10 protein-coding genes are annotated in these 14,129 nt (G+C 71.4%); 3 read left to right on the top strand and 7 right to left on the bottom strand.

From position 1 onward, the window contains the following. Window positions 1–51: 51 nt before the first annotated feature. The 3 genes from HMPREF3159_RS04720 to HMPREF3159_RS04710 all read right to left on the bottom strand — a co-directional run bounded on the left by HMPREF3159_RS04720 (window position 52) and on the right by HMPREF3159_RS04710 (window position 3,721). Window positions 52–1,407 (bottom strand): RbtT/DalT/CsbX family MFS transporter, encoded by a 1,356-nt coding sequence (locus tag HMPREF3159_RS04720; RefSeq protein ID WP_070499904.1) that lies wholly within the window; start codon window positions 1,405–1,407, stop codon window positions 52–54. Between the two features lie 103 nt (window positions 1,408–1,510). Next, window positions 1,511–2,599: a zinc-binding dehydrogenase gene (locus HMPREF3159_RS04715; protein ID WP_070499903.1), complete on the bottom strand. Its 1,089-nt coding sequence runs from the start codon at window positions 2,597–2,599 to the stop codon at window positions 1,511–1,513. 174 nt (window positions 2,600–2,773) lie between these two features. Beyond that, the gene (locus HMPREF3159_RS04710; protein WP_070499902.1) at window positions 2,774–3,721 is read right to left on the bottom strand and encodes a sugar-binding transcriptional regulator; all 948 of its coding nucleotides are present in this window, start codon (window positions 3,719–3,721) and stop codon (window positions 2,774–2,776) included. A 388-nt stretch (window positions 3,722–4,109) separates the two neighbouring features. Between HMPREF3159_RS04710 and HMPREF3159_RS04705 the strand changes: the two genes are divergently transcribed. Both HMPREF3159_RS04705 and HMPREF3159_RS04700 read left to right on the top strand, forming a co-directional pair. Then, window positions 4,110–5,588 carry an FGGY-family carbohydrate kinase gene (locus tag HMPREF3159_RS04705; protein ID WP_070499901.1) on the top strand — a complete coding sequence of 493 codons (1,479 nt, stop codon included), beginning with the start codon at window positions 4,110–4,112 and terminating at the stop codon, window positions 5,586–5,588. Window positions 5,589–5,690: 102 nt separating this feature from the next. Next, the gene (locus tag HMPREF3159_RS04700) at window positions 5,691–6,566 is read left to right on the top strand and encodes an SMP-30/gluconolactonase/LRE family protein (RefSeq protein ID WP_070499900.1); all 876 of its coding nucleotides are present in this window, start codon (window positions 5,691–5,693) and stop codon (window positions 6,564–6,566) included. 126 nt (window positions 6,567–6,692) lie between these two features. Here the strand turns inward: HMPREF3159_RS04700 and putP are convergent, their stop codons facing one another. The 4 genes from putP to HMPREF3159_RS04680 all read right to left on the bottom strand — a co-directional run bounded on the left by putP (window position 6,693) and on the right by HMPREF3159_RS04680 (window position 12,839). Further along, a complete protein-coding gene (gene putP, locus HMPREF3159_RS04695) occupies window positions 6,693–8,237 on the bottom strand; it encodes a sodium/proline symporter PutP (RefSeq protein ID WP_070499899.1) in 1,545 nt (514 codons plus the stop codon). Window positions 8,238–8,576: 339 nt separating this feature from the next. Further along, window positions 8,577–10,121, bottom strand: coding sequence for a glycerol kinase GlpK (glpK, locus tag HMPREF3159_RS04690; protein ID WP_070499898.1), 1,545 nt, complete (start codon window positions 10,119–10,121; stop codon window positions 8,577–8,579). A gap of 102 nt (window positions 10,122–10,223) precedes the next feature. Continuing rightward, window positions 10,224–10,943, bottom strand: a complete 720-nt coding sequence (locus HMPREF3159_RS04685) for an MIP/aquaporin family protein (protein ID WP_070499897.1) — start codon at window positions 10,941–10,943, stop codon at window positions 10,224–10,226. 153 nt (window positions 10,944–11,096) lie between these two features. Further along, window positions 11,097–12,839: a glycerol-3-phosphate dehydrogenase/oxidase gene (locus tag HMPREF3159_RS04680; RefSeq protein ID WP_070499896.1), complete on the bottom strand. Its 1,743-nt coding sequence runs from the start codon at window positions 12,837–12,839 to the stop codon at window positions 11,097–11,099. Between the two features lie 146 nt (window positions 12,840–12,985). On the opposite strand from HMPREF3159_RS04680, the gene HMPREF3159_RS04675 reads away from it, so the two are divergent. Continuing rightward, on the top strand, window positions 12,986–13,945 hold the full coding sequence (locus HMPREF3159_RS04675; RefSeq protein WP_070499895.1) for a sugar-binding transcriptional regulator: 960 nt from the start codon (window positions 12,986–12,988) through the stop codon (window positions 13,943–13,945). Window positions 13,946–14,129: the final 184 nt, after the last annotated feature.

Genomic DNA, 14,129 nt, shown 5'->3' with positions numbered 1-14,129 from the left:
CGGGCGGGGCCCGGGGGCCGACGGTCATCCCGTCGGCCCCCGGGGCGCGGATCAGGCCTCGGCGGCGGCGATGTCCTTCTTGCCGACGCGCGGCTGGTCGACCTTCAGCGCGAAGGTCATCAGGAAGGCGAGGGCGTACAGGACCACGAACGCCCAGACCACGCCGACGTTCCCTCCCCAGGGGCGGACGACGGCGACCACGGCCGAGCCGAGGAAGGTCGCACCGCCCGCGGCGGTCGTGTACATCGCCATCGCGGCGCCCTTGTGGTCCGGGGCGAGCGCCGGCATGATCGCGCCCAGCGGCACGAAGCCGGCCAGCAGGATGCCGAAGACGGTGCCCGCGATGACGGCGACGACGAAGCCCCAGTCGGAGCCGGCCGGCACCCAGTGCGGCACGTACCACCACAGCAGCAGGCCGATCGCGGAGCCGACGATGCCGAACCAGCGCACCGTGGTGGTCCAGCCGATGCGGTCGCCGAGGGCGCCGAAGGCGGCGTTGAACAGGATGTTGCCGGCGAAGACGATCGAGGTCATCAGCAGCCAGCGGCTCTGCCCCCAGCCGAGGGTCTCGGCGATGACGGTGGGCAGGATGATGAACATGCCGAACTGCGGGGCGGTGTTGATCAGGCGGGTCAGGAAGCCCATCATCACGCGCTTGTTCGTGAACGCGAGGTGCACGCCCGAGAAGACCACCTGGCGGGAGGTCTCGCCCTCCGGGGCCAGTCGGATGGAGCCGTGCTTCTCGCGCACCCCGAGCCAGGCGATCAGGAAGCCGGCGATCACGATCAGCGAGGAGACGGCCATGGCCCAGCGCTCACCGAAGAAGCCGCCGCCGAAGGCGGGGATCAGACCGATCGCGACGAGCGATCCGATGGTGGGCATGCCGCCGGTGAACATGACGTAGAACCAGCCGACCGCCGCACCGTTGCGCTCCTTGGGGACCACGGCGTTGACCCAGACCAGGAAGGAGAAGGCGAACAGCGGGAAGCCGAAGCCGCGGAAGAAGTAGGTCGCGGCCACCAGCGGGATCGACTCGCTGGACAGCGCACCCAGGAACGCGGCCTGGAACACCAGCCAGACGACGAGGCCGAGCAGCATCACCCTGCGCGGGCCCCACAGGTCCGAGAGGGCGCCGGCGAGGTACGAGCCGACCAGCGAGGCGAGGGAGTAGAAGGTGATGATGGTGGCGGCGACGTTGATCATGTCGTCGCCGCCGCCGAAGACGTTCGCCATGTGCGGGGAGACGAAGTTGGTCTCCACGCCGTTGCCCGTCATGAAGACGAGCACGCCGAGGAAGCCCCACCGCAGCGGATGGGGGATGCCGAGTCGGTCCAGGAAGGTCTCCTGGGGCGACCCGGCGGCCGGCACGGCGGGTCCGGCCTGGGTGGTCGAGGGTACTGCGCTCATAAGGGCACTCCTGTGTGCGAGAGGGAGAGGCGCGGGCGGCCGACGGCAGCATCGAGGCGTCGGCCGCCCCGTCAGGGCTGATCCGGGATCAGCGGGGCCGTGCTCAGCGGCCGGGGAGGATGGAGACCTTGACGGAGGCGCCGGCGGAGTCGGCGACCGCGTCGAGGGCCTTCTGGAAGTCGGCGAGGCCGAACTGGTGGGTGCAGATCTCGTCGAGCGGCAGGTCGCCCTTCTCGATGATCTTGATGGCGGCGGGCCAGGTGTGCGGGCCGAGGTGGGCGCCGCGCACGTCGAGCTCCTTGTCGTCGGAGATGATCGACCAGTCCACCGAGACGTTCTCCTTGAAGACCGAGTACTCCACGAAGCGGCCGAGCTTGCGCAGCAGGTTCAGGCCCTGCGGCACGGCGCTGGGGTGGCCGGTGCACTCGATGTAGACGTCGGCGCCGTAGCCGCCGGTGAGGCCGCGGATCTCCTCGTAGATGTCGACCTTCGAGGGGTTCAGGGTGAGGTCGGCGCCGCACTTCTTCGCGAGCTCGAGCTTCTCGTCGTCGAAATCGAGGGCGATGACGAGCTTGGGGTTCTTGTGGGCCGCACCGATGATCGCGCCGAGGCCGATGGGGCCGGCACCGGCGATGACCACGACGTCGTCGAACTCCAGCTCGGCGCGCTCGACAGCGTGCATCGAGCAGGACAGCGGCTCGGCGTAGGCGGCGTGCTGCGGCGCGATGTCCTTGGAGATCCTGTGGGCGCGGGCGAGCTTCGGCACGATCATGTACTCGGCCATGCCGCCGTGGTAGTGCTTGAAGCCGAACATGTCGTGCGGGGCGCACATCCAGTACCAGCCGCGCTGGCAGTACATGCACTCGCCGCAGGGGACGATCTGCTCGACGACGATGCGGTCGCCGACGGAGACGCCGTGGTGGGCGAGGATCTCGTCGGAGCCCTGCACGACGGTGCCGGTGATCTCGTGGCCGGGGATGATGCCCGGCTCGACCCAGCGGTCGCGGTTCTCGTCGCCCCAGAACTTGGCGGCGCCGGCGTAGGCCTTGAGGTCGGAGGCGCAGACGCCGACGGCCTCGACCTGGATCAGGAGCTCATCGGCGGCGGGGGTCGGGACCGGACGCTCCTCGAGGCGGTAGTCCTCGGGGGCATGCATGACGACGGCCTGCATGGTGGCGGGCAGCTGGCTCACGTAAGACACATCTCCTTCGATACGTTCCGCCCGGCCTGGTGGCCCCACAGGGCGCGCCGACGGGTCGGGCCTGACCAGGACACTCTAGACAGACCCGGAACAAACGTCAAGCACAAATGTTCCACACCAGGGCGACGCAGGTCAGAGGCGTGCCACGGGGTGGATCGGGCGGGGTCAGCCCGTCGCAGCGGCGAGCGCGAGCGCGGCCTGGGCCGTCGGCTCGTCGGTCAGCAGCGTCGTGTACAGCCCGGCGCGGGCGCCGGCGAGGATCGAGGGCGCCTTGCGCTCCCCCGCCGCCATCGCGATCGAGGTCGGCAGCGCGGTGAGCAGCGCGCGCGGCGGGCGCACCAGCAGCTCCGAGCCGGGATAGCTCACCGGGTGCCCGGCGATGTCGTAGAAGTGGAGGTTGATGTCGCCGACGGCCGGGAGCAGCGCCGTCTCGTCGCGCGGCACCACGGAGGTCAGCGCCGCGCGACCCCGGTAGGGCTCGCCGATCCCGACCACCACGGCGCGGGCCCGCGCCCACAGGTCGGTGATCTCGCGGAAGCTGGGGTCGGCCTGCAGCGACTCCCAGAGCTGCTCCGAGGGGCTCGCCGGGGCGAACATGAACTTCGGCTCGGCCCGGGTGCGGTCCGCGAAGCGGCGCACGATCTCGTTGGTCTGGAAGGACGGGTCGGTCTCCTGCTGCCCGCCGACGGTCGGGGCGATCACCACTCCCGGCAGCTCCGGCAGCCCGGGCATGCCGCTGACGGCGTAGGTGGTCTTCCCCGAGGAGATCAGCAGCACATCGCCCCGCTGCAGGTCCAGCGAGCGCAGCTCCTCCCCCAGCAGGTCGCCGATGCCGCGGTAGTCGCGCTGGACCTGGTTGCCCGGGGCGATGCGCACGGAGCGGACGCCGAGCACGTCCTGCAGGCGGGCGCCGAGATCGGGCAGGTCGGCGGTGGGCGGCTCGAGCACCTCGAAGCGCACCATCCCGATCCGTCGCGCCTCGGCGAGGAGCTTGGAGACCGTGGGCCGGGAGACGCCCAGGCGCTCGGCGACCTCCGCCTGTCGCACCCCGTCGACGTAGTAGGCGGAGGCGGCGCGGTGGAGCAGCTGGAGGTCCATCGCGGTCTCGAGCATCGATGCTCCTCCCTCTCCGTGAAGGCCGTGTCCGGGCCCCGGGGCGGCAGGGCTCGCGCCGATGATCCTAGTGAACGCCGGGCGGTGCTGCGGAACAGGGCCCCGTCCTGCGCCCCTGGCAGGGCCGTCGGTGGCAGGATGGTCTGCGGCGATGACGGCACGGAGAGGCGGCGCGATGACGGCAGGCACGGGGGCGAGGCCCCCTGCTCCGCGGACCGCTCCGTCGGACTCCTCGGCAGCGTCGCCAGAGACCGCGGCGCCGGCAGCGCAGCCCGCCTCGCGGACGGCGGCGGCGATCACCGCCGGATCCGTCGCCCCCACCACCTCGTCCGCCCCGTCGGCCGCGCCCCGAACGGCCGGAGCGCCAGCCGGCGCGAGGGTCCCCGCCGTGCTGGGCGTCGACGTCGGCACCTCGAGCACGAAGGGCACCCTCGTCGCGCTCGACGGGACCATCCTCGCCGCCGCCGTGCGCGAGCACTCGGTCTCCCGCCCCGCCCCGGGCCACGTCGAGATGGACGCGGAGATCTGGTGGGAGGAGTTCGTGGACATCGCCCGCGAGCTCACCGCGACCGGCGCCGCGGACGTCCCCGCGGAGGTGACCGCGATCGGCGTCTCGGGGATGGGCCCCTGCGTGCTGCTCACCGACGAGAGCGGCGAACCGGTGCGCCCGGCGATCCTCTACGGCGTGGACACCCGCGCGGGCGAGGAGATCCACCACCTCACGAACGTGCTGGGCCGGGAGGAGATCGTCGCGCACTGCGGCGGGATGCTCACCTCGCAGGCGGCCGGGCCGAAGGTCGCCTGGGTCGCCCGGCACGAGCCGGAGGTCTATGCGCGGGCGCGTCGGCTGTTCATGCCGGCCTCGTATCTCGCCTTCCGCCTCACCGGCGAGTACGTGCTCGACCACGTCAGCGCCAGCCAGTCCGCTCCGATGTACAGCCTTCGCCACCAGGCGTGGCATCCCGAGTGGGCCGAGCGCGTCGGCCCCGGCCTCGAGCTCCCGGAGCTGCGCTGGGCGGGCGGGGCGGCGGGGACCGTGCAGAGCGCGATCGCGCGGCTCGTGCCCGGTCTGCGCGCCGGGATCCCGGTCATCACCGGCACCATCGACGCCTGGGCGGAGGCCGTCAGCGTCGACGCCGCCTCCCCGGGCGACCTGATGCTGATGTACGGCACCACCACCTTCCTCGTCGCGACCACAGTCGAGCCCGTCGCGAGCCGCACCCTGTGGCCCGCCTCCGGGGTGGAGCCGGGCGCCTATGCGCTCTCGGGAGGAATGGCGTCCTCCGGGGCGATCACCGGCTGGCTGCGCGAGCTGACCGGCTCCCCGGGGTTCGACGAGCTGCTGGTGGAGGCGGAGGCCAGCGGTCCCGGCGCGAACGGGCTGGTCATGCTCCCCTACTTCGCCGGCGAGCGCTCCCCCATCGCCGACCCCGGCGCTCGGGGCGTGATCGCGGGCCTGACCCTCTCGCACACCCGCGGGGACCTCTACCGCGCCGTGCTCGAGGCCGCCGCCTTCGGGGTGCGCCACCACCTCGAGACCCTCGCCGCGGCCGAGCTCGGCCTGGACCGGGTCGTGGCCGTCGGCGGCGGGGCCCGCAGCGACCTGTGGCCGCAGATCGTCTCCGACGTGACGGGCCTGGTCCAGCGGATACCGCGGCGCGTCGTCGGCGCCTCGTACGGCAGCTCGATGCTCGCCGCGCGCCTCGCCCACGGCACCGACGTCTCGCGCTGGAACCCCACCGATCACGAGATCGTCCCGGACCCGGCGCGGCGCGAGCGGTACGACGAGCTGTACCGGCTCTACCGCGACCTCTACCCCGCGACCTACGAGATCACCCACGCGCTCGCGGCGATGCAGGATCACTGAGGCCGGGACGCCCGCACGCCGCGTCGTCGTACCCCGTACGGTGGCCCCACCGGCGCCCCCGCGCGCCGGTCGACCGCATCCAGCGCCCGGAAGGGGAGCCCCATGCATGCCGACCGACTCACCGAATCCCTCTGTCACCACGCGGAGGGTCCGTACTGGTCAGAGACCTGGGACGGCCTGCGCTGGGTGGACATGCTCGCCGGGGACATGCTGCATCTCGGCGCCGACGGGACGGCCCGGCGCCTGCCCACCCCGAGCCCGGTCGTGGCCTGCGTGCGCCCCGCGGCGGACGGCGGGGCGGTGCTCGCCCTCGAGAAGGGCTTCGGCCTCGAGGACGCCGACGGGTCCATCCGCGCGCTGCCGCCGCTGTGGGACGAGGACGTGCGCATGAACGAGGGCGCGATCGCGCCGGACGGCTCCTTCCTGTGCGGCTCGATGGCTTATGACCAGCGGCCCGGAGCCGCCGCGATGTGGCGCCTGATGCCCGACGGCACCACCACCCGGCAGTTCGGGGACCTCACGATCTCCAACGGCCTCGCCTTCACGGCCGACGGGACGCGCGCCTTCTACGTCGACACCCCCACCAAACGGGTCGATCTCTTCGACTGGTCCGGCGCCGACGGGCTCGTCGAGCGCCGGCCCTTCGCCGACCTCGCCGGCGAGGACGGCAGCCCGGACGGGCTGTGCCTGGATGCCGAGGGCTGGGTGTGGGTGGCGATGTTCGGCGGCTCGCAGGTGCTGGGCCTGGACGAGCGGGGCGGGGTCGCCGAGCGGATCACGGTGGCGGCGCGCCAGGTCACGGCCTGCACCTTCGGCGGCGAGGACCGCGGGACCCTGTTCATCACCACCAGCCGGGAGAACCTGGCCGACGGGGACGATCCGGCGGCGGGCTCGCTGTTCTCGGTGCGTCCGGGCGTCGTCGGGCCCGCCGAGGAGAACCTCTTCGGCGATTTCGACGACACCGACGCGGACGACTGACCCCGACGCTCCCCGGTCGTGCGGCCGTGACGACGAATGCGCTCCTGGCGTGACCTCGGGGCCGTATGGCCGGTGAGGTCACGCCAGGAGCGCAGAATCGTGCGGCCCAGGCCGGGGTGGCCGCGCTCAGGACGCGGTCGGCGCCTCCGCCGAGCGGTCGCGGGCCACACCGGTGGAGAGGGAGTCGAGCATGTCGTCGTACTCCTCCATCGCCGAGGGCTCCGGCTGCGGGGTGATCAGGCTGACCAGCACCGCGAGCACCAGGCAGATCGCGAAGCCGGGGATGATCTCGTAGAGGTGCTGGTCCCCGAACAGGCCCCAGCTGACGTCGGGCTCGAACTGGCCCCAGACGAAGGCGACCACCGCGCCGGAGATCATGCCCACCGCGGCGCCCGCCGTCGTCAGGCGACGCCAGAACAGCGACAGCAGCACGATCGGCCCGAAGGCGGCGCCGAAGCCCGCCCAGGCGAAGGCGACCAGAGCCAGCACCGAGCTCTCGGGATCCAGGGCCAGGATCACCGCGATGACGGAGACCACGAGCACGCCGATCCGTCCGCCCCAGAGCTTGGCGCCGTCGCTGAGCTTCACACCCACGCCGCCGACGATGTCCTCGACCAGCGCGGAGGTGGTCACGATCAGCTGCGAGGAGATCGTGGACATGATCGCTGCGAGCACGGCCGCCAGCAGGATGCCGGCGATCAGCGGATGGAACAGGATCTGTGCGAGGTCGAGGAACACCGACTCGCCGTTGGTCGCATCGGTGATCTGCACGTCCCGGTTCTGCTGGAAGTAGGCCAGGCCCGCCATCGCGGTGAACACGGCACCGGTCACGCACAGGATCATCCAGCTCATCCCGACGATCGTGCCGTACTTCGCGTCGCGCGAGGAGCGCAGCGCCATGAAGCGCACGATGATGTGGGGCTGGCCGAAGTAGCCCAGGCCCCAGGCGACGGCGGAGAGGATCCCCACCCACGTGCCGCCGGAGACGAGGGAGCCGAAGGAGGGGTCGACCTCGCGCACCGAGGCGAACATCGCCGTCGGCCCGCCGACGACGAACATCGCGGTGATCGGCACGATGATCAGGGAGACCAGCATGATCAGGCCCTGCACCACGTCGGTGTAGCTCGCGCCGAGGAAGCCGCCGAAGAGGGTGTACAGGATCGTCACGCCGCCCACGAGGAGCAGTCCGGTCAGGTAGGGGCCGCCGAACATCGACTGGAAGAACACGCCGCCGGCGACCATGCCGGAGGAGACGTAGAAGGTGAAGAACACCAGGATGATCAGGCCCGCTGCGATCCGCAGGATGTTCGTGCGGTCGTGGAGGCGGTTGCCGAAGTAGCTCGGCACCGTGATCGCGTTGCCGGCGATCTGGGTGTACTGGCGCAGGCGCGGGGCGACGAAGATCCAGTTCAGACCGGCGCCGATGGTCAGGCCGATCGCGATCCACGCCTCGACCATGCCACTCATGTACAGCGCGCCGGGCAGGCCCATCAGCAGCCAGCCGGACATGTCCGAGGCCCCTGCCGAGAGCGCCGCGACGAAGGGGTGCAGCTGTCGGCCGCCGAGCATGTAGTCCTCGCCGCCCTTGGTCCTGCGGAAGGCGTACAGGCCGATGCCGATCATGGCGCCGAAGTAGACGCCGAGCGCGACCAGCTTGAAGGCGAGCTCCATGGGGGTCTCCGATCTCAGGTGGGGAAGGGCGGACGGGCCGGATCGGAGGTCCGTGCGCCGCGTCGACGCTCATGGGCCGCCGGTCCGGTCGGGGACGACGCGCCACCGTACCGGTGCCCGGGAGGGCAGGTGCCGCGAATCCTACGCCGGGGTGACGCCGATCACCTCGTTCCGTGTCCGGACGGTGACCTCGGCGCGGACGCACGGACGCCCGGCACCCCTCGGGATGCCGGGCGTCCGCCGGTCGTCGATCACTGCGCTCTCGTGCTGATCTCCTCCCGCGGACGCTGCACGGACGGCTCGTCCCTCGCCGGCCGCTCCGCGCCCGCAGTTCGTCGATCAGCCGAACAGAGCGTCGGTGTCGTCGTCGACCCAGTCGAGGGTGCGCTCGACGGCCTTGCGCCACAGGCGCATGTACCGGTCGCGGGTCTCCTCGTCCATCTGGGGCTCCCAGCGCTTGTCCTCGGCCCAGTTGTCGATGACGTCCTGCTCGCCCTCCCAGTAGCCCACCGCGATGCCGGCGGCGTAGGCGGCGCCCAGCGCGGTGGTCTCGATGACCTTCGGGCGCACGACGGGCACGCCGAGGATGTCGGCCTGGAACTGCATGAGGGTCTCGTTCATGACCATGCCGCCGTCGACCTTGAGCTCGGTGAGCTCCACGCCCTCGGAGGCCGCATCGGCGATCGCCGCGTCGAGGACCTCGCGGGACTGGAAGGCCGTGGCCTCCAGCACGGCGCGGGCGATGTGGTTCTTGTTGTGGAAGCGGGTCATGCCGACCATCACGCCGCGGGCGTCGGAGCGCCAGTGCGGGGCGAACAGGCCCGAGAACGCCGGGACCACGAACAGGCCGCCGTTGTCATCGACCTGCTTGGCGAGGTCCTCGATCTCCGGAGCGTCCTTGATCAGGCCGAGGTTGTCGCGGATCCACTGCACGAGCGAGCCGGTCACCGCGACCGAGCCCTCGAGGGCGTAGACGGGCTTGTTGTCGCCGATCTTGTAGGCGACGGTGGTGAGCAGCCCGTTCTCGCTGCGCACCAGGTCCTCGCCGGTGTTGACCAGCATGAAGTTGCCGGTGCCGTAGGTGTTCTTGCCCATGCCGATCTCGAAGCAGGCCTGGCCGAAGGTCGCGGCCTGCTGGTCGCCGAGGATGCCGGCGATCGGGGTGTCGATGAGGAGGTCGTTCTTGCGGCCGTACCCGTACACCTCGGAGGAGGACTTGATCTCCGGGAGCATCGACATCGGGATGCCCATGTCCTTCGCGATGTCCTCGTTCCAGTCGAGGGTGTCGATGTTCATGAGCATGGTGCGCGAGGCGTTGGTGACGTCGGTGACGTGCACGCCGCCGTTCGTGCCGCCGGTCAGGTTCCACACCAGCCAGGAGTCGGTGTTGCCGAAGAGCAGGTCACCGGCCTCGGCCCTCTCGCGCGCGCCGTCGACGTTCTCGAGGATCCAGGCGATCTTGGGGCCGGAGAAGTAGGTCGCGAGCGGCAGGCCCACCCGCTCCTTGTACTTGTCGGCGCCCTCGTCGCCCGCGAGCCGGTCGCAGATCTTCTGGGTGCGGGTGTCCTGCCAGACGATCGCGTTGTAGACGGGCTCGCCGGTGTTCTTGTCCCACACCACCGCGGTCTCGCGCTGGTTGGTGATGCCGACGGCGGCGAGCTGGTGGCGGTTGATCTCCGCGCCGGTCAGCGCAGCGCCGACGACCGAGCGGGTGTTGCGCCAGATCTCCATCGGGTCGTGCTCGACCCAGCCGGACCTGGGGAAGATCTGCTCGTGCTCCTGCTGGCCGGTCGAGACGATCTGGCCGGTGTGGTCGAAGACGATCGCGCGGGTCGAGGTGGTGCACTGGTCGATCGAGAGGATGTACTTCGTCGAGTCGGTCATCGGAACTCCTTCGTGGTGATGAACGTGGTGCTGTGGTCATGGTGCCGGACGGCCCCGCGCGGCGCACGGGAGCCGCCCGGCTGTGGAGGGGTGCGGGCCGGGTCAGAAGGCGAAGCTCGCCAGGCCGGCGAGGACGCCGCCGACGATCGGGCCGGCGACCGGGACCCACGAGTAGCCCCAGTCGCTGCCGCCCTTGTGCGGGATCGGGAGGACCGCGTGGGCGAGGCGGGGGCCGAGGTCACGGGCGGGGTTGATCGCGTAGCCGGTGGGACCGCCGAGGGACGCGCCGATCGAGACGACCAGCAGCGCGACCGCGAGGGGGCCGAGCTCGTGCGGCGTGTTGCCGAACATGATGATCACGAACACCAGCACGAAGGTCGCGATGACCTCGGTGACGAAGTTCCAGCCGTAGGAGCGGATCTCCGGACCGGTGGAGAAGGTGCCGAGGATCGTGGCGGGGTCGGTCTCCTGGTCGTAGTGGGTCTTGTACGCCATCCAGGCCAGGACCGCGCCGAGGAAGGCGCCGATCAGCTCCGCCAGCAGGTACGCGATCGTGCTGCCGGCGGTGACGGCGATCCCGGGGGCGTACTCCGCGGCGCCGCTGGAGAGCAGGCCGAGGGTCACGGCGGGGTTCAGGTGGGCGCCGGTCTTGTAGGCGACCCACACGCCGGCGAAGACCGCGAGGCCCCAGCCGAAGCTGATGAGCAGCCAGCCGCCGCCGTTGCCCTTGGTCTTTCCCAGCACGACGTTGGCGACGACGCCGCCGCCGAGCAGGGTGAGCATCGCCGTGCCGGCGATCTCGTACAGGAAGATGGTTGCCATGGGGCCTCCTCGTCGAGCGGTCCCGCAGCTCTGCGGGACCGGTGGCATCCAGTTGGTGGGGAGAGGGGCGGGTCCTGCCCGCCGATGGTCCGCGGGCGGAGTTGCCCGCGGAGGGCCTCCCCGGCCGGATCACGACCGGGGAGGGGTTCTGGGTCAGCCGCGGGTGGGCACCTCCGCGGCGGCCGCGATGCGGGAGGCGGCCTCGGCATCGGAGGCGGTGGCCTCCCCGGCGAGACGGGCCTCGATGTACTCGCGATAGGCGTCGACCTCGGCGCGCACGGCCGTCTCGTCCCAGCCGAGCTCCGGCGCGAGCAGCGCGGCGACCTCGTCGGCCGCCGCGACGCCGCGGTCGCGGGTCTCGTAGTCCAGGCGGGTGCGGCGCTCGAGCACGTCGGCGAGGTGCCGGGCCCCCTCGGCGCGGGCGGCATAGACCACCTCGGCGCGCAGGTAGCGCGGGGCATGCTCGAGCGGGGTCGCGAGGGAAGGATCCTCGTCGATCAGGGCGAGGACGTCGGTGAGCAGGCTGCCGTAGCGGAACAGGAGCCGGTCCATGCGGATCTCGTCCGCGCCGATCCGTCGGCCGATCGCGGCCTTGTCCCGCACGAGCGCCTGGTAGCCCTGCGCGCCGATGACGGGGACCGAGCGGGTCAGCGACGGGCGGCCGGGCTCGGTGTCCTTGATCGCGAAGTCGACGACGTCCTCGGCCATGACGCGGTAGGTCGTGTACTTGCCGCCCGCGATGGCGCTCAGGCCGGGTTCGACCTGCATGACGGTGTGCTCGCGCGAGACCTTGGTCGAGCCCTTGTCCGCGCCCTTCTTCACGGGCTGCAGCAGGGGGCGGAGGCCCGAGTACACGCCGATGACGTCCTCGCGGGTGAGGTGGTCCTTCAGCACGGCATTGGCGTGCTCGAGGACGTAGTCGATGTCGTCCGAGGTGGCACCCACGTCGCGGGGGTCCTCGGTCCACGGGGTGTCGGTGGTGCCGATGACCCAGTACTCGTCCCACGGGATGATGAACAGCACCGACTTCTCGGTCTGGGTGATGATGCCGGTGTCGGGGACGGCGGGGATCCGGTCGCGGGCGACGGTGACGTGGATGCCCTTGGAGGCGAGGACCTCGAGGCCGCCGTCGGCCCCGGCGAGCTCCTGCTGCTCCTGGGTCCAGACGCCGCCGGCGAGGATGACGTGGCGGGCGCGGACATCGAACTCCTCGCCGCTCTCCTCGTCGCGCACCCGTGCGCCGACCACGCGCTCGCCCTCGTGGAGGTAGTCGACGACGGTGGTGTAGTTCGCGACCGAGGCGTCGAGCTGGGCGGCGGAGCGCACCAGCATCATCACGAAGCGGGCGTCGTCCATCTGCGCGTCGTAGTACTCGAGCGCGCCGACGGCCTTGTCGCCGTCGAGCGCCGGGAACACCTCGAGCATCTTGTCGTGCAGGAGATGGCGGTGGAAGGGCACGGCGCGCTTGCGGCCCAGGGACTGCATCGCGTCGTAGAGCATGACGCCGGAGCCGATGAAGCCGCGGTCGATGACCTTCTTGAAGAAGGGGAAGACGAACTTGATCGGCTTCACCAGGTGCGGGGCGGTGTGCTCGAGCAGCAGATCGCGCTCGCGCAGCGCCTCGGCGACCAGCTTGAAGTCGAGCATCTGCAGGTAGCGCAGGCCGCCGTGCATGAGCTTGGAGGAGCGGGAGGAGGTGCCGGAGCCCCAGTCGTGGGACTCCACGAGGCCGACGGACAGGCCGCGGGTGGCGGCGTCGAAGGCGGCGCCCGCCCCGTTCACCCCGCCTCCGACGACGAGGACGTCCAGCGGATTCTCGGGGCTCGTGGCGCGCAGGCGGGCGAGGTGCTCGCCGCGGCCCTCGGGGGTGAGTGCGGATCGCTGCTGTTCGGACACGCTGGCTGCTCCTTCGCATCGGCACCTGGTGATCCCGGCGCTCGCGGCCGGGCCCGTCGCGCTCTCCGCGGCGGTGACGCTACCATCCTGGGACGGGCGTGCAGCCTGGCGCAAGCCGAGTGCACGAACGTGCAAGACTGGTGTCCATGACCCCCGCTTCCCGGCTCGAGGACCTCTTCACCGCTGCACGGATGTACTACGGGCAGAGCCAGACCATGGAGGCGATCGCCGGAGAGCTCGGGGTGTCCCGCTCGACGGTGTCACGAATGCTGCGGGACGCGCGCGAGGCCGGCCTGGTCCAGATCACCCTGCGCCCGCCCGAGGCGCATCGCGTGGAGGACCTCGGGCGACGCATCGCCCGCCAGTACGGGGTGAAGGTGCACGTGGTGCCGGATCCGCCCGAGAGCGATCAGCGCGACCGCCTCGCCGCCGTGGTCGAAGAGGCCGCGGAGCTGCTCGATCAGATGCTCGAGCCCGGCTCCACGCTCGGCATCGCCTGGGGCACGACGGTCGCGGCACTGCTGGGCACGGTCCGACCACGCCCCGTTCCCGGGATGCGGATCGTGCAGCTCAACGGCGCGATCAACGTCGAGGGCTCGGGCCTGACCTATATCGCGACCGTGCTCGCCCGGGCGGCGGAGCGATGGGACGCGACGGTGCACCAGTTCCCGGTCCCGGCGTTCTTCGACTACGCCGCCACGCGCGAGGCGATGTGGCACGAGCGCTCGGTGCAGCGGGTGCTGGAGACGCAGACGCAGGCCACGGTCGCCGTGTTCAGCGTCGGCGCCTTCGACGCGGAGGTCCCCAGCCACGTCTACACCCACAACTACCTCACGGCCGCTGACCTGCGCTCGCTGCGGGCAGACGGCGCCGTGGGCGATGTGTGCACCGTGTTCCTGCGGGCCGACGGCACCTTCCGCGACATCGCCATGAACGCGCGCGGCTCGGGCACCGCCCCGGACCGCCTGGCCCGGATCCCGCGCCGCCTCCTGGTCGCCTCCGGCTCTCGCAAGGCGCTGCCGCTGCGGGCGGCACTGCGGGCCGGGGTCGCGACCGACCTGGTCATCGACGCGGTCACCGCCACGGCCCTCCTCGCCCTGCGCTGAGCCGACCCGCCCCGCTCCGCTTCGCACGACAGCACCTCTCCCCTGCCCCAGCCCCACGACGCCGTCCGCCGGCCCCCTCTTCGCGACGTCGAGACGTGGCTATGTGTCGTTATGGGGGCGAATAACGACACAGATCCACGTCTCGATCGCGACCAGCCGACGACCACGCGGGCAGACGGCGATC

This window comes from Brachybacterium sp. HMSC06H03, assembly GCF_001807385.1.
GTDB classification, from domain to species: Bacteria; Actinomycetota; Actinomycetes; order Actinomycetales; family Dermabacteraceae; genus Brachybacterium; species Brachybacterium conglomeratum.
The sequence above is the reverse complement of the archived record's forward strand: the minus strand, read 5'-3'. Positions and strand labels throughout refer to the sequence as shown.

Excerpts from the sequence above, each read along its gene's own strand:
- HMPREF3159_RS04720 (WP_070499904.1), bottom strand. The coding sequence starts at position 1,407 with ATGAGCGCAGTACCCTCGACCACCCAGGCCGGACCCGCCGTGCCGGCC.
- HMPREF3159_RS04675 (WP_070499895.1), top strand. The coding sequence starts at position 12,986 with ATGACCCCCGCTTCCCGGCTCGAGGACCTCTTCACCGCTGCACGGATG.
- HMPREF3159_RS04685 (WP_070499897.1), bottom strand. The coding sequence starts at position 10,943 with ATGGCAACCATCTTCCTGTACGAGATCGCCGGCACGGCGATGCTCACC.
- glpK (WP_070499898.1), bottom strand. The coding sequence starts at position 10,121 with ATGACCGACTCGACGAAGTACATCCTCTCGATCGACCAGTGCACCACC.
- HMPREF3159_RS04710 (WP_070499902.1), bottom strand. The coding sequence starts at position 3,721 with ATGCTCGAGACCGCGATGGACCTCCAGCTGCTCCACCGCGCCGCCTCC.
- putP (WP_070499899.1), bottom strand. The coding sequence starts at position 8,237 with ATGGAGCTCGCCTTCAAGCTGGTCGCGCTCGGCGTCTACTTCGGCGCC.
- HMPREF3159_RS04700 (WP_070499900.1), top strand. The coding sequence starts at position 5,691 with ATGCATGCCGACCGACTCACCGAATCCCTCTGTCACCACGCGGAGGGT.